At 73.0% G+C, this 15,280-nt stretch carries 6 protein-coding genes; 4 read left to right on the forward strand and 2 right to left on the reverse strand.

Going from position 1 to position 15,280, the window contains the following annotated elements:
- Positions 1-46: 46 nt before the first annotated feature.
- From ACZBH1_RS08900 to ACZBH1_RS08910, 3 genes are all read left to right on the forward strand, one after another.
- Positions 47-2,734 carry a family 78 glycoside hydrolase catalytic domain gene (locus ACZBH1_RS08900; RefSeq protein WP_463646171.1) on the forward strand — a complete coding sequence of 896 codons (2,688 nt, stop codon included), beginning with the start codon at positions 47-49 and terminating at the stop codon, positions 2,732-2,734.
- A gap of 51 nt (positions 2,735-2,785) precedes the next feature.
- A complete protein-coding gene (locus ACZBH1_RS08905) occupies positions 2,786-5,611 on the forward strand; it encodes an alpha-L-rhamnosidase (protein WP_463646172.1) in 2,826 nt (941 codons plus the stop codon).
- 120 nt (positions 5,612-5,731) lie between these two features.
- Positions 5,732-6,739: a LacI family DNA-binding transcriptional regulator gene (locus tag ACZBH1_RS08910; protein ID WP_463646173.1), complete on the forward strand. Its 1,008-nt coding sequence runs from the start codon at positions 5,732-5,734 to the stop codon at positions 6,737-6,739.
- Between the two features lie 10 nt (positions 6,740-6,749).
- Here ACZBH1_RS08910 and ACZBH1_RS08915 read toward each other — a convergent pair whose 3' ends face one another.
- On the reverse strand, positions 6,750-9,605 hold the full coding sequence (locus ACZBH1_RS08915; protein ID WP_463646174.1) for an FAD-binding and (Fe-S)-binding domain-containing protein: 2,856 nt from the start codon (positions 9,603-9,605) through the stop codon (positions 6,750-6,752).
- A gap of 62 nt (positions 9,606-9,667) precedes the next feature.
- Here ACZBH1_RS08915 and ACZBH1_RS08920 point away from each other — a divergent pair, with 62 nt between their 5' ends.
- Complete coding sequence (locus ACZBH1_RS08920) at positions 9,668-12,823, forward strand: glycoside hydrolase family 2 TIM barrel-domain containing protein (protein ID WP_463646175.1); 3,156 nt, start codon at positions 9,668-9,670, stop codon at positions 12,821-12,823.
- A 60-nt stretch (positions 12,824-12,883) separates the two neighbouring features.
- On the opposite strand, the gene ACZBH1_RS08925 is transcribed toward ACZBH1_RS08920, so the two are convergent.
- On the reverse strand, positions 12,884-15,184 hold the full coding sequence (locus ACZBH1_RS08925; RefSeq protein ID WP_336394478.1) for a transglycosylase domain-containing protein: 2,301 nt from the start codon (positions 15,182-15,184) through the stop codon (positions 12,884-12,886).
- Between the last annotated feature and the right edge of the window lie 96 nt (positions 15,185-15,280).

Consider the following 15,280-nt stretch of genomic DNA (forward strand, 5'->3'; position numbering starts at 1 on the left):
TGGTCCCGCGGGCCGCGACGCTGCCGCCCGCCGAAAGGATCCGGCCATGACGGCTCTTCCCCCCGCCGACGCGCTCGACGCTGCGACCCGCGTGGTCGGCCTCCGCACCCAGCACGGTGACGCCCTGCTCGGGGTTCCTCGCCGCGGCCTGCGCCTCAGCTGGCGCGCCGAGACCGACGACCCCCGCGCCCGCATCGTCGGATATCAGCTCTCGCAGGGCCGGGAGGGTGCCGCGCTCGCCGCCGCGGAGCCGGTGGCCGATGCGCGGACCGTGGGCGTGCACGTGGCCGGCGAACTCGCGCCCGGGGAGCGCGCGGCCTTCGCGGTGCGCCTGGCGACCACCAACGGCTGGTCCGACTGGAGCGAGCCGCTCGTCGTCGAGGCGGGCGTGGACGGCCCCGATCTGGAGGCATCCGTCATCGGCGCCGACGGCCCGGCGGACGGCCCCGTCCCGCTGCTGCGCACGGAGTTCGCGCTCGAGCGCGTCCCGTCGGCGGCGCGGCTGCGCCTGAGCGCCCTCGGCCTCGTCGACGCCTGGATCAACGGCGTGCGCGCGACCGACGCCCACCTCACGCCGGGGTGGACGTCCTACCAGGAGCGCATCCTCGTCGACACGCTCGATGTCACCGGGCTGCTGCACGAGGGCGTCAACGTGATCGTCCTCGCCGTCGCCGACGGCTGGTACCGCGGCAGCTTCGGCTTCGCGCGGCGGCAGGCGATCTACGGCGACCGCACCGGCGCGCTCGCCCAGCTCGAGGCCGACGGTGCGATCGTCGCGAAGACGGATGCCTCGTGGCGGGCCGGGTTCGGCGCGTTGCGCAGCGCGAGCATCTACGACGGCACCGTGACCGACCTGCGCCGCCACGACCCCCGCATGCACGAGCCGGGCTACCGGGGCGACGGCTGGGTGGCGGCATCCGTCGTCGAGATCGACCCCGGCCGGTTCGAGCCTCGCTCGGCGCCGCCCGTGCGCACCGTCGCCGAGCTGCCGATGTCGGTCGCCGGGCACGACGGCCGCGCGCGGCTGGACGGCGGGCAGAACATCTCCGGCTGGGTCCGGCTGGTGGTGCGCGGCCGCGCCGGCGACGTCGTGACCGTGCGTCACGCCGAGGTGCTCGAGCCTTCGGGGGACCTGCACCTGAAGGCGCTGCGGTCGGCCAAGGCCACCGACGTCTACACGCTCGACCGCGACGGCGAGCAGGTGCTCGAGCCGGCGTTCACGTTCCACGGGTTCCGCTACGCCGACGTCGAGGGCGCGGAGGTCGTCTCGGCGACCGCCGTCGCGATCTCGAGCGACCTCGCCGTGCGCAGCTCGTTCCAGTGCTCGCACGAGGCCCTCGACCGGTTCCACTCGAACGTGTACTGGTCGCAGCGGGACAACTTCGTCTCGGTGCCCACCGACTGCCCGCAGCGCGACGAACGGCTCGGCTGGACCGGGGACGCCCAGGCGTTCGCGGCGACGGCGAGCACGCTGCTGGACACCCAGGCGTTCTGGCTCTCGTGGCTGCGCGACCTCGAGATCGATCAGACCGACGACGGCGGCGTGCCCGCCGTCGTCCCCGACATCATCCGCCCGCAGGACATGCTGATGGGCGGCGTGCAGACGCCCAACATGGGACGGGCCGGATGGGCGGATGCCGCCACCATCGTGCCGTTCGCGGTGTACGAGTCGTACGGCTCGACCGAGGTGCTCGAGCGCCAGCGCGACAGCATGCGCCGATGGGTCGAGCACCTGCGCCGGCGGGCCGGCGACGACGTCGTGCTGGCGCCCGGCGACTTCCAGTTCGGCGACTGGCTCGATCCGGACGCGCCCGGGGACCGGCCGTGGGAGGCGAAGGTGTCGAGCGACTTCGTCTCGAACGCGTTCTACGCCCGCTCCGCCCGCCTGCTCGCGCGCGCCGAGCGGATCCTCGGCGACGAGGACGGTGCCGCCCGGTACGACGAGCTGGCCGACCGCGTCGCCGCGGCGACGTTCGAGCGCTGGGGCGAGGACGCCGTCCTCACCCAGAGCGGGGCCGCGATCGCCCTCGAGTTCGGCCTCGCGCCGGCCGCGCGTCGCCCCGAGATCGCCGCGGGGCTCGCCGAGAACGTCCGCCGCGAGCACGGCCGCATCGCGACCGGCTTCCTCGGGACGCCGCTGGTGCTGTTCGCGCTCTCGCACAGTGGTCACCTCGACGAGGCGTACACCATGGTCCTCCGCCGTGAGGCGCCGTCGTGGCTCTACCAGGTCGATCGCGGCGCGACGACGGTGTGGGAGCGGTGGGATGCGATCCTGCCCGACGGCAGCATCCACTCCGGCGCGATGGACGCCCTGCCCACCGAGGACGCGTCGGAGGCGGACACCGGCATGCTCTCGTTCAACCACTACGCGTACGGCGCGATGATCGACTGGGTGTACCGCACGGTCGCCGGCCTCGCGCCCGACGCCGACGACCCGGGCTACCGCACGGTGCACGTCGCGCCGCGGCCGGCCGACGGTCTCGACCGGGCTGCGGCGTCGATCGAGACGCCGCAGGGGCGCCTCGCCATCCGATGGCGCGTCGAGGGCGACGTCTTCGAGGCGACCCTCGAGGTGCCGTTCGGCTCCCGCGCCCTGCTGGACCTTCCGGTCACGGCCGCGTCGACCGCGACGGTGGACGACGCCCCGGCGCCGGCCGAGCTCGGCCACGGCATCCACCGCATCCGCGTCACGGCCCCGGCGATCGCGCATCCGGTCGCCGTCGTGCCCGCCTGACACCCGCCCCACACCGACCCCGCCCCACTGCCGACAACCCCGAGGAGTGCCATGAGCAGCCCCGTTCCCCACATCGTCATCGACGCGCCGTACCGCAGCGACGTCGTCGCGTCGCCCGCGCCCGAGATCGGCTGGCGCACCGACACCGACGCTCCAGGCTGGCTCCAGGCGTCGGCCGACGTCGAGATCACCCGCGGCGCCGATGCGTCGCAGCACCGCGTCGAGGGACGCATGTCCACGCGCGTGGCGTGGCCGTTCGCCCCGCTCGCGCCGCGCGAGGAGGCGACGCTCCGCGTGCGGGTCACCGGCGAGGACGGCGTGACGGGCCCGTGGAGCGCGCCGCGGCGCGTGTTCGCCGGCTTCCTCGGCGAGGGCGAGTGGCAGGCGACGGCGATCGGGCTGGCCTCCCCGTCGCAGACGGCGCAGCCGGTCTGCCTGCGCGCCGAGTTCGACGTCACCGGACCCGTCGCCCGCGCGACCCTGTACGCGACGGCCGTCGGGGTGTACCAGGTGGCGATCGACGGGACCGACGTCGACGACCAGGTGATGAAGCCCGGCTGGACGCCGTACCAGCACCGCACCATCCACGAGACGACCGACGTCACGGCGCTCCTCGCCGAGGGGCGCAACGCCATCGGTGTGCGGCTCGCGGGCGCGTGGGCGACCGAGCGCTACGGCTTCCGCGAGAACGCCCGGCCGCTCTACGCCGAGCAGCCCCGCTTCGCCGGTCAGCTGCTCATCGAGTACGCGGACGGGTCGTCCGAGTGGGTGACGACGGATGCCTCGTGGCAGGCGTCGACAGGGCCCATCACGGCGAGCGGCCTGTATGCCGGGGAGGACCACGACGCACGCCGCGCGCTCGTCGACGCCGACGGCCGCGGCTTCGCGCAGGCCGGCTACGACGCGTCCGCGTGGAGTCCGGCCGCAGAGCTCGAGGCGATCCGCACGCCGGAGGCGCGGGTGTCGCCGTTCGTGCGCCGGCTCGACGAGCTGACGGTGCAGGAGGTGATCACGACGCCCAGCGGCAGGACGGTGCTGGACTTCGGGCAGAACCTCGTCGGACGCCTCCGCATCCGGGTCGAGGGACCGGCGGGCACCGAGATCACGCTGCGCCACGCCGAAGTGCTCGAGCACGGCGAGCTGGGCACGCGCCCGCTGCGCGCGGCGGCGGCCACCGACCACTACACGCTGGCAGGCTCCGGCGTGGAGGAGTGGGAGCCCGAGTTCACCTTCCACGGGTTCCGCTACGCCGAGGTCGACGGCTGGCCGGGCGACTTCGACCCGTCCGCGGTGACGGCCGTGGTGATCCACAGCGACATGGAGCGCACCGGCTGGTTCGAGGCATCCCACCCCCTCGTCAACCAGCTCCACGAGAACATCGTCTGGGGCCTGCGCGGCAACTTCCTGTACCTGCCGACCGACTGCCCGCAGCGCGACGAGCGCCTGGGCTGGACGGGCGACATCCAGGTGTTCGCCCCGACCGCGTCGTTCCTCTACGACGTGCGCGGCTTCCTCGACTCGTGGCTGCGCGACCTCGCGCTGGAGCAGGTCGACGGCGTCGTGCCGTTCGTCGTGCCCAACGCGCTCGGCGCCGCGCGTCCCGCCGCCGCGTGGGGGGATGCCGCCACCATCGTGCCGTGGGTGCTCCACGAGCGCTACGCCGATGTCGCGACCGTCGAGCGCCAGTACTCCAGCATGAAGGGCTGGGCGGACGTGCTCATCGAGCTCGCCGGGCCCCGGCGCCTGTGGGAGGGGATGTTCCAGTTCGGCGACTGGCTCGACCCCGATGCTCCGCCGCACCTGCCCGCCAACGCCAAGACCGACGCCGACATCGTCGCCTCGGCCTACCTCTTCCGGTCCGCGGACGCCGTCGCCCGCGCGGCGGCACTGCTCGGGAGGGATGAGGAGGCGCGTGACTACGCCCGGGTCGCCGAGGAGGTGCGCGCGGCGTTCCTCGCCGAGTACGTGACGCCGGCCGGACGCATGATGTCGGACGCCCAGACCGCGTACGCGATGGCGATCGTCTTCGAGATCGCGCCGCCCGAGCAGCACGCGCAGCTGGGCGAGCGGCTCGCCGAGCTCACGCGGCTCTCGGGCTACCGCATCGGCACCGGGTTCGTCGGCACGCCCATCATCCAGGACGCGCTCACCCGCACCGGCCACCTCGAGACGGCGCGACGCCTGCTGGTGCAGACCGAGAACCCCTCGTGGCTGTACCCGGTGACGATGGGCGCCACGACGATCTGGGAGCGCTGGGACTCGATGCTGCCGGACGGCTCCATCAACCCGGGCGAGATGACGTCGTTCAACCACTACGCGCTCGGCGCGATCGGCGACTGGCTGCACCGGGTGGTCGCAGGGCTCGCGCCGGACGCGCCCGGCTATGCGCGGATCCGCATCGAGCCGCAGCCGCTCGCGGAGTTCGACCACGCCTGGGCCGAGCACCTCACGCCGTACGGGACCGCGCGGGCCGGCTGGACGCGTGGCGACGGCGTCCTGCGCGTCGAGGCTGTCGTGCCGCCGAACACGACGGCCGTGGTCGTCCTGCCCGACGGCCGGCAGCTGGAGGTGGGTGCGGGCACCCACGAGTGGGAGATGGCGGATGCCGCGCCCGCCGCGCCGGCATCCCGCATCGGTCTGGACTCGACGCTCGCCGCCGTCATCGACGACCTCGAGGCGTACGAGGCGGTCGGCCGCGTGCTGGAGGCGGTGGACCCCGAGAAGGCGCACGCGTTCCGGACCCACACGCGGTGGTCCTCGCGGCGGGAGCTCGGAGAGGCGCTGTTCATGCACGCCGGTCCCGAGACGCAGCAGGAGATCGCCGAGCGCCTCGCCGCGCTGTCGGCTCAGCGCGAGAAGGCGCACGCGGATGCCTGACCCGGCGTCTGCCCGGGGGAGCCGTCCGGCGCCGCGCACGGCGTCGCGGCGGCCCCTCGGGCGCCACCGCGCGCCGGTGCCCTACACTCGCGGACAGCAAGAGGAAGCACTGGGGGATCCATGGTGGTGAGCGTGCGCGATGTCGCGGCTGCGGCATCCGTCTCCGTCGGAACGGTCTCGAATGTGCTCAACCGTCCCGAGAAGGTCTCGCCGTCGACCGTCGAGCGGGTGACGCAGGCGATCGAGGAACTGGGCTTCGTGCGCAACGACGCCGCACGCCAGCTGCGGGCGGGACGCAGCCGCAGCATCGCGCTCATCGTGCTCGATGCGGGCAACCCGTTCTTCGCCGAGGTGGCCCGCGGCGCCGAGGACCGCGCGGCGGAGTCCGGCATGAGCGTGCTGCTGGGCAACAGCGACGAGCGCCCCGACCGCGAGGACGCCTATCTCGAGCTGTTCCGCGAGCAGCGGGTCAACGGCGTGCTGGTGACGCCGGTGCACGGTGACCTCGACCGCCTCGACCGGCTCCGCAGCGGCGGCGTCCCCGTCGTGCTCGTCGACCACGAGGATGCCGAGCGCGGGTTCGCCTCGGTGTCGGTGGACGACGTCGAGGGGGGCTACCTCGCCGTCTCGCACCTGCTGTCGACCGGACGGCGACGCGTCGCGTACATCGCCGGTCCCCTCACCATCCGTCAGGTCGCCGACCGCCTCGAGGGCGCCCGCCGGGCCATCGCCGAGGTCGAGGGCGCGACGCTGGAAGTGGTCGAGATGTCGGCGCTGACCGTCCTGCAAGGACGCGAGGCGGGCGAGCTGCTCCGCGCGCGGCCGGTCGGGGATCGGCCGGACGCCGTCTTCACCGCGAACGACCTGCTCGCCGTGGGCGCGCTGCAGGCCTTCTCGCTGATGTCCGACCTCCGGGTGCCGCGCGACATCGCCCTCATCGGCTACGACGACATCGACTTCGCCTCGGCCACGGTCGTGCCGTTGAGCTCGGTGCGCCAGCCCGCCCACCTGATCGGCTACACCGCGGTGGACCTGCTCCTGAAGGAGCAGGAGGATGCCGGCGGTGCGCACGAGCGCACAGTGCGCTTCCAGCCCGAGCTCGTGGTCCGGGAGTCGACGGCGGGCTAGGTTCGCCTCGTCATCCCGCCGTCGGGCGGGTGACCTCCTCGAGCAGCTCGAGCACGTGCCGGTAGTCCGCTCCGGTCGCGCGCGTGAGGCCCAGCTCGCACGTGCGGTTGCACGACGCGTGCGCGTCCGCGTCCAGCGCGCGCACCTCGGCGGCCTCGGCGGCGGTGGCCGACGCGGTGAGCTCGGGATGCAGCATCCCGCGGTCGCCGGCGAAGCCGCAGCAGCCCCATGCGTCGGGGACGACGACCTCGGCGGCCACGGCCTCCGCCACCCGGCGCAGCGCCGGGTCGAGGCCGAGCTGCGCCGAGGAGCAGGTCGGATGAAGCGCCAGCGTCCCGACCCGCGGCGTCACCGGGCCCAGGCGCGGGAGCAGCACCCGCTCGGTGAACGACACGGCGTCCTCCACGACGCCCGCGACGCCCGCGTCGGCGAGCAGGTGCACGAAGCCCTCGGTGCAGCTGGAGGCATCCGTCACGATCGTCAGCTCGCCGTCCCGGGAGGTCGCAGCGAGCTCCGTCACCACGCGCTCGGCGATCATCGCGCGACCGCCGGCGTAGCCCTTCGAGGTCCACGGGGTGCTGCAGCACAGCGCGTCGACGCGGTCGGGCACCACCAGCCGCACGCCGGCGCGTTCCGCGAGGCGACGGAAGGCCTCGGTCACGCCGATGCCGTCCCCGGCCGGCCCGAACATGGTGTTGACGCAGGCCGGGAGGAAGACCGCGACCGGGGCCGCGTCCGGCGCGCCGATCGAGGACCCGAGCCGGGAGCGGGGCGAGCCGCCCGGCGGCAGGTCGTCGGTGTACCGCGGAACGGCGTCGGCGCCGAGCACAGCGCGCGCGACGTCGGTGGCCGCGGTGACCAGTCCGCCGGGGAGCCTGTCCGCGAGGGTCAGGCCCGCGCTCGCGGCCCGCGTGGCTGCGCCCCAGGAGCGGGCGGCGCCCGACCATGCCGTGCTCGCGACGCGCCCGGCGTTCTCCCGCCGCAGCCGCTTGACGAGCGATCCCGTGTTGATGAGCACGGGGCACGCAGTCTGGCACATGCCGTCCACCGCGCAGGTGTCGACCCCCGCGTAGTCGTAGTCGCGTTCCAGCTCCCGCACGAGGGCGTCGTCGCCGGATGCCTCGGCTCGGGCGATCGCTCGCCGCGTGACGATCCGCTGGCGCGGGGTGAGCGTCAGGTCCTTGCTCGGACACACCGGCTCGCAGTAGCCGCACTCGACGCAGCGATCGGCCTCGGGCTCGATCGGATCGGCCAGCTTGATGTTCTTCAGGTGCGCGTCGGGGTCGTCGTCGATGATGACACCCGGGTTGAGGATGCCGGCCGGGTCGCACAGCCGCTTCAGCTCGCGCATGACCTCGTACAGCTCGTCGCCGTACTGACGCCGCACGTACGGCGCCATCACGCGCCCGGTGCCGTGCTCTGCCTTGAGGTTGCCGCCCGCCTCGAGCACGAGGTCGACCATGTCCTCGGTGAAGGCGGTGTAACGCGACAGCTGCTCGGACGACTCGAAACGGTCGGTGAGGAGGAAGTGGATGTTGCCGTCCTTCGCGTGCCCGAAGATGACGCTGTCGCGGTAGTCGTAGCGGTCGAAGAGCGTCTGCAGGCTCTCGCATGCGGCGGCGAGGCGCTCGACGGGCACCACCACGTCCTCCAGGAGTGCCGTGGTCCCGCTCGGCCGGGCGCCGGCCACCGAGGCGTACAGGCCCTTGCGGAGCTTCCAGGCGGCCGTGCGCTCCGCGGCGTCGGACGAGAAGGCGGCCGCGGCCTCGAGCGGCTGCGCCGCGAGCGCCCGCCCGCCGCGGGCGACGAGGTCGGCGAGCTCCTCGCCGTCATCCGCCTGATACTCGATCAGCAGTGCGGCCTGGTCGCGGACGGCGAGTCCCTGGATCTGCCGGGGGGCACCCGCGAGCGACTGGCCGACGCGCAGGGAGGTGGCATCCATCAGCTCGAGGGTCACGGCCCCGGTGGCGACGAGGTCGGGGAGGGCGCGCGTGGCCGCGTCGAGATCGGGGAACACGGTCAGGGCCGTCGCGATCTGCGGGCGCAGCGGCACCGTGCGGTACGTCGCCTCGGCGACGAACGCGAGCGTCCCCTCGCTGCCCACGACGAGGTGGGCGAGCAGCTGCGCGGGGGTCTCGAAGTCGAGGAAGGCGTTGACGCCGTATCCCATCGTGTTCTTCATCGCGAACTGCCTGCGGATGATCTCGACCGAGCGCGGGTTCGACACCACGCGCTCCCGCAGCCGGAGCAGCCCGTCGACGAGCGCGGGCTCCGCCGCGCGCAGCGCGGTGTCGGCGTCGGGGGCGCCGGAGTCGACCATCGTTCCCGAAGGCAGGACGAAGACGAGGGACTCGAGCGTGCGGTAGGTGTTCTCGGTGATGCCGCACGCCATGCCGCTGGAGTTGTTGTTGACCACCCCGCCGATCGTGCACGCCAGCTCGCTGGCGGGGTCGGGCCCGAGCCGGTGGCCGTGGCGCGCGAGGCGCGCGTTGACCTGGCGCACCGTGGCGCCCGGCTGCACCCGCACGCGCCGGCCGTCGTCGAGCACGTCGATCCGCCGGAAGCGCTGCCGCGCGTCGACGAGGAGCCCGTCCGTCGAGGCCTGCCCCGAGAGGCTGGTGCCGCCGGAACGGAAGGTCAGCCGCGAGCCGCTCGCGCTCGCCGCGCGCATGACGGCGCCCACCTCGGCGGCGTCGGCGGCGATGAGGACGGCCTGCGGTGTGAGGAGGAAGTGCGAGGCGTCGCTCGCGTAGGCGACGCGGTCGATGGCGCGCCGGCGGATGCGTGAGGCATCCGTCACGGCGCGTATGACGGCGTCGGGCACATGGGCGCGCGGAAGCGTCGACGGGGCCGCCGTCCTTGCCATGGGGACTCCTTGCTGGACTAGACTGCAATCACATTCATAAAAGAATGGATATGCAAGCTCCGATGCACATGCAGAATAGCGGATCTTCGACGGCTGTCTCCGGCGGTCACGACGCGGCGACGGGTGCCGACGTCGGGGAGCGGTACTGGGAGAGTACGGCACCCGGGTCGGGCAGGCGCCGGCCCCGCGCCGATGCCCTGACCGACGCGCGCGTGCTCCGCCTGAACGGGACGTGGCGCTTCCGGCTCTCGCCCACGGCCGAGGGCACCGGCGACGCCTTCCTCGACACGGACTTCGACGACTCGGCCTGGGACGGCATGCGGGTTCCCTCCCACTGGGTGCTCGAGGAGTTCACGCCGCTCGCGGGCGGACCCGCCCGTCGCATGCTCGGCACCGAGGAGGGACCGCTCTACACGAACACGGCTTATCCCATCCCGCTCGATCCGCCGCGCATGCCGGCCGAGAACCCGACGGGCGACTACCGCGTGACGTTCGACGTGCCCGAGCACTTCGGCCGCGCGGTGCTGCGGTTCCAGGGCGTGGACTCGTGCGCGAAGGTGTGGCTCAACGGCCGGGAGCTGGGGTGGTCGACCGGCAGCCGTCTGCCGTTCGAGTTCGAGGCGCCGGTGCGCGCGGGACGCAACGTGCTGTGCGTGCGAGTTCATCGCTGGTCGGCGGGCACGTACCTGGAAGACCAGGACATGTGGTGGCTGCCCGGCATCTTCCGCGACGTCGAGCTCCTCTCTCGTCCCGATGACGCGATCGACGACCACTTCGTGCACGCCGACTACGACGCGTCGACAGGCCTCGGCACGCTGCGGGTGGATGCCACGACCGCGGCGGTGGTCGAGATCCCCGAGCTCGGCATCCGCATGCCGGCCGGTGAGACCGCGACCGTCGCCGTCGAGCCGTGGAGCGCGGACCGCCCCCGGCTGTATCGCGGCACGCTCCGCTCGGCCGGCGAGACGGTCGGGCTCGCCATCGGATTCCGGCGCGTCGAGATCGTCGACGGCGTCCTCACCGCCAACGGGCGTCCGGTGACGTTCCGCGGTGTGAACCGGCACGAGCATCACCCTCTCACCGGCCGCGCGCTGGACCGCGATGCGATGGTCCAGGACATCGTCATGATGAAGCGGGCGAACATCGACGCGGTCCGCACCAGCCACTACCCGCCGCACCCGGAGTTCCTCCGGCTGTGCGACGAATACGGGCTGTGGGTCGTCGTCGAGGTCGACCTCGAGACGCACGGCTTCATCTACGAGGGGTGGGCCCGCAACCCGCCCGCGCTCCCCGAGTGGCGTGAGGCGCTCATGGACCGCCTCCGGCGGACCGTCGAGCGCGACAAGAACCGTCCCAGCGTGGTGGTGTGGTCGCTGGCGAACGAGAGCATGACCGGCGCCGCCTTCGCCGACATGCGGCGCTGGCTCGACGAGCGGGATCCGTCGCGTCCGGTGCTGTACGAGCGGGACCCGAGCTACCGCGACTCGGACTTCTACTCGCTGATGTACCCGTCGCTGGAGCTTCTCGAGCAGATCGGGCGGCGCGAGGAGCCGCGCGGCGGACGGCTCAGCATGCACGGGATGGTGCTGGGGGAGCAGGGTGCGGCGTCCCCGCTCCCTGACGGCGTCACGGAGGCGGACGAGGCGCGGCGCCGGAGGCTGCCGTTCCTCCTCGTCGAGTACGCGCACGCGATGGGGAACGGACCCGGGTCGTTGCAGGACTACTGGCGGATCATCCGTGCGCACGACCGCCTGTGCGGTGCGTTCGTGTGGGAGTGGATCGACCACGGGTTCCACGCGACGACCGATGACGGCATCCCGTTCGTGATGCACGGCGACGACGTGGACTACGAGCCGCGAGGCGGCCGCTTCAGCCTGCACGGGCTGGTGTTCAGCGACCGCACGCCCACGCCGGGCCTCGTCGAGCTGGCCAAGGCCCACGAACCCGTCGAGATCCGGGTGGGGGAGCGCTCGGTGAGCCTCCTCAACCGGCGTCACGCGGTCGACACCTCGGACCTCGTCTTCCGCTGGAGCGTCGAGGCCGACGGCGTCGTCGCCGCGGCGGGGGAGCTGCCCGTCCCGTTCGTGGCGGCCGGCGAGGCCGTCGAGATCGCGATTCCGGATGCCTCAGGCCGCGCGCTCCGACCGCCGGAGCGGAGCGCGGCGGCGGGCGGGGCATCCGTCGCCGACGTCGTCCTGACGGTCGAGGCCGCGCTCGCCGCAGACGAGCTGTGGGCGTCGGCGGGCCACGTCGTCGCGTGGGGTCAGCGGGTGCTCGACGCGGAGGAGCCCCACGCCGGCCCGGCGTCGACCGATCACGCCGATTCGGCGTCGACCGCTGCCGCCGCCGACCGTCCCCGGCGTGGTCCCTCCCGCGCGACCGCGGGGCTGGTCGAGGTCGGGGCCGGCGTCTTCGACGCGACGACGGGGCGGCTGACGCGGCTCGGCGACCTCGACATCGACGGCCCGGTCCTCGACCTGCATCGCGCGCCGACCGAGAACGACCATGGCCAGGGCGAGCTCAACAACCTGGCCGCGGTGTGGCGCAAGACGCAGCTGCACCGGCTGCTGCACCGCGTGGACGAGGTCGTCGCCGCCGACGGGAGACTGCAGGTGCGGGGGCGCACGGCGCCGCGCACGCACCCGCACGGCGTCGAATGGACGATGACGTGGGCAGCGGAGGGCGACACCCTGGTGCTCACGGCCGACGTCGACTTCGTCGGTCCGTGGGCGGACACCCCTTACATGCACCGCGACATCCCGGTGCCGCGGCTGGGGCTCCTGTTCGCTCTGCCCCCCGAGGCGCAGCGCGCGACGTGGTTCGGGAGGGGGCCGGGTGAGACCTACGCGGATTCGTTCGAGGGCTCGCGCGTCGGCCGTCACTCCCGCAGCATCGACGACCTGCAGGTGCCGTACCCCGTGCCGCAGGAGAACGGCAACCACGTACAGACCCGCTGGCTCGAGATCGGCGGGGACGGGATGCCGTCGCTCGTGGTGACCGGACGGCCGCAGTTCGACTTCACCGCCCGCCGCTGGGACTCGCACGCACTGCAGCGCGCGGACAAGCCGCACCAGCTCGTGGACTCGGGACGGGTGTGGCTCAACATCGATCACGCGCAGCAGGGCCTCGGCTCGGCATCCGTGGGTCCCGCGCTGCCGGCGCGGTATCGCGTCCCGCGCGAGCGCACGTCCTGGAGCGTGCGGCTCCACGCGCGGTGAGCCGCCGGCTCCCAGGCGTCGCCGGCATCCTCGGCCGGATCGGCGCGTGACCGTCCGCGGTCAGTCGTCCCCGCCCCCGCCCCGGGCCGGCGGCCGTCCGATCAGCTGCCCGGGCGGCGGGGCGAAGCCGGCACCCGGATACAGCTGATTCGCGGTGGCCTGGATGTCGCGCGCGAGGGGCAGGCGGGCCTGCGACAGCGGGCGTCCGTCGTGCCACACCCGGAACACGTCGCCCTCCCCGATCGCGTTGCCGACCCAGACCGCGGTCGTGACGCGGGTGCTGGACTCGACGAGCCACGTCTGGATCTGCTCGTGCGTGCCCGTCTTGCCCAGCAGTGGCGTGCCGTCGTTGGGGTTTCCGCCCGAACCGGTCCCGCCGGGCACCATCACGCCCTGCAGCGCGAACGCCGTCGCCGCCGCCACCTCCGGGCTGATGGCCTGCGAGCAGCGGTCGCCGGGCACGGGCAGCTCGGTGCCCTCGGCGTTGACCACCCGTTCGATGACCCGCGGGACGCAGTAGACGCCGTTGTTGGCCACCGTGGCGAAGGCGCCCGCCAGCGCGACCGGCGCGATGTTGTTGGTCCCGATGATCGACGCGGCGCCGTCGAGATCCACCGGGTCGCCGGTGCCGCGGGTGACGCCCATCCGTGCGGCGACCTGCTCGATGTCGCAGAGGTCGAGCTTCTCGGCCATGCCGAGGAAGCCGCTGTTCAGCGACTGCGCCGTGAACTGCATCGGGGTCCCGGTGTAGCCGCGCACGCCGCCGAAGTTGCGCACGACGTGGTTCTCGCGGTTGATCCAGGTGCCTTCGCAGCGGTCCCGGAGGCGCGGGATCGCGCGCAGCGTGCCGTTGACGGGCTCGAACAGCGAGTGGCCCTGCTCGAGCCAGTCGACGAGGGTGAAGAGCTTGAACGTCGACCCGGTCGGGAAGCCGTCCGAGACGCCGTGCACCGCGTCACCGGCGTACACGAGGGATGTGTAGACCGGATCGGTCGCGGCCAGGTCCGCGTCCTCGGTGAACCGGTTGTTCTGGCTGATAGCGAGGATCCGGCCGGAGGGCGCGTCGATGCTGACCGATGCGGCGCCGAACGCCATGCCCGGCACCGCCTCCGGCGCGTACCGGCGCATCGCGTCCTGAGACGCGTTCTGCAGCTGCCAGTCCAGCGTCGTGTAGATGTGGAGTCCTTCGCGGGTGAGCGACTGCTGGCGCTGCAGCGCCGTCTCGCCGAACGCCTCCGCATAGTCGGGGTCGAAGCGCAGCGTGTTGACGACGTACTGGCAGAAGAAGGGCGCCGACGTCGCCGCGCACCCGGTGAGTGCGGGCTGGACCGCGGGCGCGATCGGCTCGATCGCGGCGGCGACGTACTGCTCGTCGGTGATGCGGCCGTCCTCGCGCATCCGGTCGAGCACGTAGAGCTGCCGCCCCTTGGTCGCGCTGTAGGCGTCACCGGCCGCGAGGTGCTGCTCCGGCGTGATCGTCCCCGCCGCCAGCAGCGAGTCCAAGCCCGCGAGCGTGCCGGGGGTGACGTCGGCGATCGCGCCGTCGGCGGCCTTGTTGTATGTGGTGCCGTCGGACCCGATGATCGAGCCCCCCGGCCGGTCGATGCGGAACGTGTTCGGGTTCTGCACGATGCCGGCGAGGGTCGCCGCCTGACCGAGCGGGAGCCGCGCCGCCGTGGTGCTGAAGTAGTAGCGGGCCGCGGCCTCGATGCCGTACGTCGTGCCGCCGAAATTCGCGATGTTGAGGTAGCCGAGCAGGATGTCGTTCTTGGAGTACTCCTGCTCGAGCTGGACGGCGTAGCGGATCTCCTGGAGCTTGCGCTCGTAGCCCTCGACTCCGCTGGCCCGCGTGGCGTCGAGCCAGCACGTCCGCAGCACCTCGTCGCGGGTCTGCCGGTCGGTGGCGACCGCGTCGCGCTCGCACCGCTGCACGAGGACGTTCTTGACGTACTGCTGGCTGATCGATGATCCGCCCTGGATGCTGCCGCCCTGGGCGTTCCTGATCAGCGCGCGGGTGGTGCCGATCAGATCGATGCCGCCGTGCTCGTAGAACCTGGGATCCTCCGACGCCAGGATCGCGTCGTACATGACGGGTGCGACCTCGTCGAAGCGGACCGGAACGCGGTTCTGGTCGTAGAACGAGGTCAGCTCCACGTCCTTCCCGCTCTGTGGATCGCGGGCGTAGATCGTGGTCGGCAGCATGAGCCGGTCGATGGCGAGGTAGCTCGGCATGCCGTCGAAGAGCGACACCGCCCGGCTGGCCGCGTGCCCCGAGAGCGCGAGCACCGGCGTGATCGGAGCGACCGCCAGCAGGCCCGCGATCACGCTGAGGGCGACGAGCCCGACCAGACCGCCGAGCACCCCCGCGACCGTGCGTCGGTAGGGCCCTAGGGGCGCTAGCGGAGAAACCTCTTGTGACGGCTTCACGACAGCTTCCAATCGCGGTGGGAGAAAGCA

Source organism: Microbacterium sp. ZXT2-5 (genome assembly GCF_055329545.1).

Excerpts from the sequence above, each read along its gene's own strand:
- ACZBH1_RS08900 (WP_463646171.1), top strand. The coding sequence starts at position 47 with ATGACGGCTCTTCCCCCCGCCGACGCGCTCGACGCTGCGACCCGCGTG.
- ACZBH1_RS08905 (WP_463646172.1), top strand. The coding sequence starts at position 2,786 with ATGAGCAGCCCCGTTCCCCACATCGTCATCGACGCGCCGTACCGCAGC.
- ACZBH1_RS08910 (WP_463646173.1), top strand. The coding sequence starts at position 5,732 with ATGGTGGTGAGCGTGCGCGATGTCGCGGCTGCGGCATCCGTCTCCGTC.
- ACZBH1_RS08915 (WP_463646174.1), bottom strand. The coding sequence starts at position 9,605 with ATGGCAAGGACGGCGGCCCCGTCGACGCTTCCGCGCGCCCATGTGCCC.
- ACZBH1_RS08920 (WP_463646175.1), top strand. The coding sequence starts at position 9,668 with ATGCACATGCAGAATAGCGGATCTTCGACGGCTGTCTCCGGCGGTCAC.